Origin of the sequence: Clostridium sp. OM05-6BH (assembly GCF_003481635.1) — a bacterium.
Classification (GTDB): Bacteria; Bacillota; Clostridia; order Lachnospirales; family Lachnospiraceae; genus Butyribacter.
In genome coordinates this window covers 20,472-27,150 of the sequence record NZ_QULH01000026.1, presented here as the reverse complement: position 1 = coordinate 27,150, position 6,679 = coordinate 20,472, and the positions used below count along the sequence as shown (strand labels likewise).

Here is a 6,679-nt window from a genome sequence, read left to right as displayed (position 1 = left end):
GCTGCAAAATTCTTAGTATTCTTTGACATAATAAGCAATATGTGGTTGTGGAGGATTTAAGGTATGGGAAGTTTGAGTTTATTATTATGTATCCACCATGCTTTACAGGCATGATGGAGTTTTGTATTAATCTAAGAGAAGAAGAGGATCAACCGCTGTTCCATTCTGCTCTACCTTAAAATACAGATTACACCCTTCTTCCGTATACGCTGTACTTGGTGCCGCAAGTTTTCCAATGGTTTCTCCCGCTTTTAATTCATCGCCTTCTTTGACGGATACTGCCTTTAGCTGCCCATATGTGAGCGTGTATCCATTGCCAATGTTCATTGTCACGGTTTTGCCTGTTTCATCGTTCTTACTAACCGACAAGACTTCACCGGCCGCTGCGGTTTTAACGTTCTGTCCGACTTTGCCGCCGATGATCAATGCCGGATTACATCGATACTGTGCTAATGTCTTAAAATATACGGCATCTGTCATGCTAAACTTCATCAATACCTTACCTTTGACCGGCCAGCTCAATCCCTTTTCTTCATTAAAGGCAAAGTGCTGCTTGTCTTTTTGGGAGGCTACCGTTGTATCCTTAGCAGCTGCTTTTCTTGATCTACCAGACTTTGCTGCAGTCTTTTCGTTGTTTGCGGTATTTTTTTTCTGCGGTTTTTTCGTCGCCTTTGGCTGTGGCGTATCACTTGGGATCGACGGTGCTATTGTTGCCTTATTTTTGTCTGCAATCGACTGATCCTTAGAATTTCCCACAGGCTGCATACTGTCTTCCGGTGCATCTGAGGACTCTACCTCTGCTTTCATAAAGCCGCCATCCTGCGGATCATTATTCATTCGATAGTATGTTGTTCCGATCGCCAACAGGCACACTAACGCAGTACACACCGATACATAAAATCCTTTTTTCTTCCACATGGATTCCTTCTCTTCAAACATCTTTTCCTCCATTCTGACTTGTAACTACAGCACCTCTCTGTAGTCTTTGCCGCTTTATTTTCCAAACTTCCACAACCGAAATCTGCGCAAAAACTTGCACCTGCAGCAATTGTCTTAGTCCTTTTGCAGCAGAACAAGTTAGTGTATTGGCTGCAAAACATTTGCTTATCATGACACATAATAAAGTATTATGGGAATAGTCACTATCGCAGGTTGTGCAAGTTTGACTTTCTATTGCTAGTGTTGCCAATATGCAGGAAAATATACGAAAGAAGCTATCGCAAATAAGCGATAGCTTCTTTCTGTTATTAATTCAATTTTTAACTTCAAAAATCAGATTTTTGCTCATTGACCATCTGACCCTGCATCGGACCATTGGAGTAGATCGGTGCGCTTTCGCGATAAACAACCGTTGGTGGGATCTCGACCTCACGCACATGGTAATATACGACTCTCGTATCCGCCAGCCGATCATGCAGTGCACGTTTTTCGCGATCCGGTCCGATCATAAAATACCCGATAAAGATAATGATCTTAGACAGAAATCTTCCAACCGTCTCCCGATAAGCCACCTCGAATAATGTCATCTTGCGCTGCTCACTGCTGACAACCCGCAAACGCATTGCACGTTTTCCCAATGTTGCTCCTGTGAAATAGGTGAGCAGGATAAAATACAACACACCGAGCAGATATAGTACAATATCCTTGACCGAATATGAAAAAATAAAATCTTTCACGATAAAATTGTCCGGACTTGCTACTGTCGCGATCCATAGCGGGAACTTAACGACGAGCAATACGCATCCTACGATGATCCAATCAATGATATAAGCTGCCAGACGTACGAAAAATCCGGCATATACCTGATTCTCCGTATTATTCTGCATAATATTTCAGCACTCCTTTTCCTTTTGTGTCGATCATGTCTTTCACGATCTGTGCATCAGACTTCGGTGTTACGTCTTCGGCTGCCTGGAACAGACTGCTTACCAACGAATTCATATCGTTATCCGGCTCATAAAACGTAATGTTCTTGTCGAAATCATTCGTCTGGATAAAATCCTGCTTCTCCTCTTCATAAGAACCAACCTCGTCGACCAGACCATTTTCCTTTGCCTGTTTCGCAGTGTAAATGCGTCCATCCGCAATCTTGCGCACATCGGCATCGTTTATGCCACGACCTTCACTGACAATGCTTACGAACTGATCATACGCTTCATCCACTAATCCCTGCATGATCTGTTTCTGCTCGTTCGTCATATCCAATCCGCCGGATCCCATTGCTTTATTAGGTCCACTGGTAATGTCAATTTCCTTGATCCCCAACTTATCATAAAGTCCTTTGTAATTCGTCAGTGATACAATGACACCGATCGATCCGGTCCAGCAATTACGGTTTGCATAAATCGTATCTGCTGCCATGGAAATATAATATCCACCGGAGCACGCCTCCTGCGCAAAATACGCCCAGATCGGCCGCTTTGTTTTCTCCTTATATTCTTCCAGCTTCAAATACAACTCATCACTCTCGTATACCGTTCCTCCCGGACTATCTACATAAAGCATGATCCCTTTGTTGCTGCTGCTCTTAATCATTTTGTCAATGTATTTCATGTACAGATCATGATTGTAACCTGTGCTTGCCTTCCAAGCATTTGTCTCTGTCGGCCCAATCTCGCCCTCAATATTGATCACACCGATGAAATCTTCCGTTGGCAAAGACACCGAGGCTTCTCCCATCAGATTGTTCACCACGCTTGACACATCACTCTTCTTACTTTGTGTAAACTTGCTCTTCACAATATTTGAAACTACACCGGTCACACCTACAGCAATGATCACTGCACCTGTCACCAAAATACCAACCATTTGTTTTGTCTTCATGGTATGTTTCCTTTCTGAATCCTATGTTTCAAAGATGCCACAGATCACTAAGCTGTGATCTGTTCTAAGTCCTTGCACCCTCACATTAATAGCCTACCTTTTTGCCGCTCTTTGTCATATAACCGCTGATCCTATTTGCCTTGTAATCCGCTTTTTTGCGGGAATTTGGCACTTCCGGGTCGGTTGGATCATAGTGAATACTTCCTGTCACTTTGATCGTTGCCGGCTTACCAAGCGGTCCAGGCTTCTTGCTGTTCCCCTGCTTGATCTTGATCGGTGTTCCGGTCGGCACATAGTCATACAGCCATTTTGCATCGGCAACTGTCATACGGATACATCCTGCAGACGCCGGTGATCCAAGGCGGTTGTATGTGTTTGGATTTAAGGAATAATGGGACTGTCCTCCCACTGCGATTGCATGAAAATAAACATTTCCGACAATGTGTACTGCCCATCTTGCATATACGGTACTTCCGTCCGGCTCATGCATCGGCTTTAAGGTGTAACGCACCGCCTGCCCATTACTGCATACGCTAAAGTTTCCTAACGGTGTATACGAAGAATGTAACGCCAGTGCTCCCGGTCCTGCATTCGTTGATACATCTCTACCAACGGATACCGAAAATGCCTGCACAGGAATATCATAAGATTTCGTTTTGGTATCGTACATATATACCGTCACAACTCCAGCCGCACGATTTAATTCGATCGTATAACGACCGCTTCCTTTTTTCAGTTTCAAGATCTTGGTCAGATTTGTCTGGCGTTCATTGTTAATATAGTAAAATTTATACGTCTTTCCGTTATATTTTTCATAACGCCATCCCTGTTTTCCCATATGTTTCTTGCCAATGCTATAGGACTTCTTGTTTAACAGTATTTTTTTGCCCCAAGCAGTATAGCCATAGGCATAGGCAACATATTTTCCGGTACTCTTGCTCTTGACTACTGCACTGTATTTCTTAGAAGTAAGAACTGCCTTGTAGGTGCCTTGTTTCTTCTTGCCATTTTTGTATACTACAAATGTCACTTTCTTAATATTACCCGGCAAATATGCTCCGGATAATGTAAATTTTGAAGATGCATCCTTGCGAACTTTGATCTTGAATTTACCACCCTTGGCACGTTCGTCTGCCAATGCAGTACAAGTCAGCATCCTGGACACATTGCCTGTATTTTTGTAAACTGCTTTTACTGTATAGAGACCCAGTTTATTTTTTAACTTCTTTAATTTAACCGTGGCAACATATTTCTTGCCGGATTTGCTTGCCTTAGCGGTATATACTTTCTTTCCAGCGCTATTATAAATTGGGAAAGAAATCTGTTTCACATCCGATACACTTTGAAAACCACTCAAAACGATCTTAAAAGATTTTTTCTTCTCCAAAGAAGCACTCTTTTGCACTGTCAATGTACCTGACAACGGTTCTACCTTGTATTCAGACTGTGCTACCGTAATGCCCTGTGACCAATTTTCATTTTCCAGCACGATCTTGGCACACCACGTTCCATAAGCACTGCCTGCCTTAGAAATCTTCTCCGTCCACTTCAGGGAGGAGCCGGCTAAATTCTTAGCTCCACCGATTTCCTTCGCCGTGCTTTCGGATTTATTTTTCTGCCAAGCATACACTTTCACTTTGTTGCCACTGCCGGGTGCGAGTACACCGCCTTCCGGCTCTGTTGACACAAGCTGAAAAGTTCTTGCACTGTCTGTTGACTTGCCGGTGATCAGCATACGCATTCTGCTGCGATGAATGGAAAAATCACATACACCTGCTTTAATATCTTCTGTTCCTACCAAAATATGAACAGAATAGCTGGTGCAAATGTATTTTGCATCTGCGAGTGTGATGTTTCCTTCATAGGTTCCATTCACGCAATTATCCTCGCTGATCCTAATCTGCTTCTTGATCATCGTCTGTTTATTGTCTGATCTTCTTAATTCCATCGTAAATTCAGATTCTCTGGATGGATCAAGACCCTTTACCGTATACGTACATACCCCGTCTTTTCTGTCTGTTGTAGCACTTGCTGTGTGTGTGGTTGCTGCCTGTGTTACTGCTGTCATAGCACTACACGATAACACCATAGCAAGCATCATCATTACCACGTACTTCCAATTGCTGCTTTTCTTTACCCTCATTGTCAATCCTCCATTCTTGCTTTGCACGATCCAAACGTCAACTATGCCGCTGACATTTTACTCGCAACATGTTGAAACATGTTAAATATATATTTTGTCATGTTTCCCACATTCTGTCAAGATGAAGAATCCGCCCAATCTTTCGACCGGCTAATCGTCAAGGGCGATCAAAAAGACGACACTTGCTTGCTTTTTCGTCAACCGGTCACTTGGTATCACCTGTTCGAGATCTTTCGTCAAATAATCCGATAATGACCACGGATTCGACTGCCCATATTTCAATGGCTTTAATGGCTGGCTTGCCTGCTCAGCCAATTTGCCGGTTCTGTCTATTTTCATAAAAGTTGCTACAATTTCGCACATTTTCACACTGCCTCCCTCTTTCGTCACGGCAGGATCCGATGTATCCTTGTAGTCAAATAATCTGACTACCTTGCAGTCATCAATGGCATAGTCATTGCTCATGCGTTTGCAGTAATCTTCTGCGACTTTATACGCTGTGTTCTCTAATTTGTCCTCATCCGCCAGGTCTTTCGTTTGTTTTCCGGTCACTCCCGCATCGCCAAAAAATCCTGCTTGGATCAACTTATCGACATCAACCTGTGCACCCTGCTCCTCGCTCTCACAATTTTGCACGACCATCGATTCTAACCGATAATTGTAGTGATCCAGCAAAACATTGTCGAATACGCCACCCAAATACAACGCAATAAATGCGCACACGATAACGCCGACGATCAGTGTTGCCCGCAAGAACTGTTTGCGGCAGTATGCCTTTTCATATTGTTTGCGGCGTTCTCTCTCTTGCTCATCAAAAACATCTGCTTTATCGATAACCGTTCTGGCTAACTTTTCCTGATTTGGAAGCGGTAACGGAATATCCGTCGGGATCGCACTCATTTCCAACAATTTATCCTCACTCACTTCATCCAGTAATTCTCCGATCCATGGCTCATTGTTGTTAGCTTTTCTACGCTTTGTATGAATCTTCATAATGATCTCCTCCATTCTTATGTCCATCTGCAGTTGTTGCTATGTCAACTGATCATGTTCACTCTGCAACACCGTCTTTAACTTTTCTAATCCACGTTTCAATCGTTTCTCTACTGCATTTTTGGATAATCCTGCCCGCTGCCCGATTTCTTTTGCTGTCATTCCATAATAATACTTCTGGATCACAATGCTCGCCGTCGGCTCCCCCAAGCCCTTTATCGCCTCGATCAAAAGGCGGCTCTCCTCTTTCTGTATCGTTTGCTGTTCCACATTGTGATCCGACAAGGGTTCTTCCCCTTTTTCCAACTGTTCTTGCAGCGAAATTTTATCAAATTTGTCTGTCTTGCGCTCGTAATACTTAATTGCCTGCCTCTCGGCGATCGTCAGCAAAAAAGTCTTTAGCGAACCTTTCGACAGATCAATCTTGTCTCTGCAGCGATATAGTTCAAAAAAAATATCACTGACACATTCTTCAATATCCTCTTTACGAAGACATCCCTGCAAACGGCGCCACGTGATCGAATACACCAAACCACCGTATTGTGCGGTCAGTATACGAATTCCCTCTGCCGGTTTGTCTATTAACAGCGCAAGGATCGTTTCCTCCTGTATCTGTTCCATGATTCCCCCTAAATCTGCCATTCATCTTGTAATACGCAAATAGCTATGTTCTATCCGGTTACACAATCATATTACCATGTTCTTTCCAAAAACCGCCAC

At 43.2% G+C, this 6,679-nt stretch carries 6 protein-coding genes; all 6 read right to left on the bottom strand.

Going from position 1 to position 6,679, the window contains the following annotated elements:
- Positions 1-126: 126 nt before the first annotated feature.
- The 6 genes from DXB73_RS13270 to DXB73_RS13245 all read right to left on the bottom strand — a co-directional run bounded on the left by DXB73_RS13270 (position 127) and on the right by DXB73_RS13245 (position 6,580).
- On the bottom strand, positions 127-939 hold the full coding sequence (locus DXB73_RS13270) for a M23 family metallopeptidase (RefSeq protein ID WP_182448353.1): 813 nt from the start codon (positions 937-939) through the stop codon (positions 127-129).
- A 326-nt stretch (positions 940-1,265) separates the two neighbouring features.
- A complete protein-coding gene (locus tag DXB73_RS13265) occupies positions 1,266-1,826 on the bottom strand; it encodes an RDD family protein (RefSeq protein WP_022025698.1) in 561 nt (186 codons plus the stop codon).
- Positions 1,816-2,823, bottom strand: a complete 1,008-nt coding sequence (sppA, locus tag DXB73_RS13260) for a signal peptide peptidase SppA (protein WP_022025697.1) — start codon at positions 2,821-2,823, stop codon at positions 1,816-1,818. Before sppA ends, DXB73_RS13265 begins: the two co-directional genes overlap by 11 nt.
- Positions 2,824-2,908: 85 nt before the next feature.
- On the bottom strand, positions 2,909-4,966 hold the full coding sequence (locus DXB73_RS13255) for a L,D-transpeptidase (protein ID WP_118691440.1): 2,058 nt from the start codon (positions 4,964-4,966) through the stop codon (positions 2,909-2,911).
- A gap of 150 nt (positions 4,967-5,116) precedes the next feature.
- Positions 5,117-5,959 carry a hypothetical protein gene (locus DXB73_RS13250; protein ID WP_118691439.1) on the bottom strand — a complete coding sequence of 281 codons (843 nt, stop codon included), beginning with the start codon at positions 5,957-5,959 and terminating at the stop codon, positions 5,117-5,119.
- Between the two features lie 39 nt (positions 5,960-5,998).
- Complete coding sequence (locus tag DXB73_RS13245) at positions 5,999-6,580, bottom strand: sigma-70 family RNA polymerase sigma factor (protein WP_182434237.1); 582 nt, start codon at positions 6,578-6,580, stop codon at positions 5,999-6,001.
- Between the last annotated feature and the right edge of the window lie 99 nt (positions 6,581-6,679).

Coding starts and splice junctions, on each gene's coding strand:
- DXB73_RS13270 (WP_182448353.1), bottom strand. CDS start 939: ATGTTTGAAGAGAAGGAATCCATGTGGAAGAAAAAAGGATTTTATGTA.
- DXB73_RS13265 (WP_022025698.1), bottom strand. CDS start 1,826: ATGCAGAATAATACGGAGAATCAGGTATATGCCGGATTTTTCGTACGT.
- sppA (WP_022025697.1), bottom strand. CDS start 2,823: ATGAAGACAAAACAAATGGTTGGTATTTTGGTGACAGGTGCAGTGATC.
- DXB73_RS13255 (WP_118691440.1), bottom strand. CDS start 4,966: ATGAGGGTAAAGAAAAGCAGCAATTGGAAGTACGTGGTAATGATGATG.
- DXB73_RS13250 (WP_118691439.1), bottom strand. CDS start 5,959: ATGAAGATTCATACAAAGCGTAGAAAAGCTAACAACAATGAGCCATGG.
- DXB73_RS13245 (WP_182434237.1), bottom strand. CDS start 6,580: ATGGAACAGATACAGGAGGAAACGATCCTTGCGCTGTTAATAGACAAA.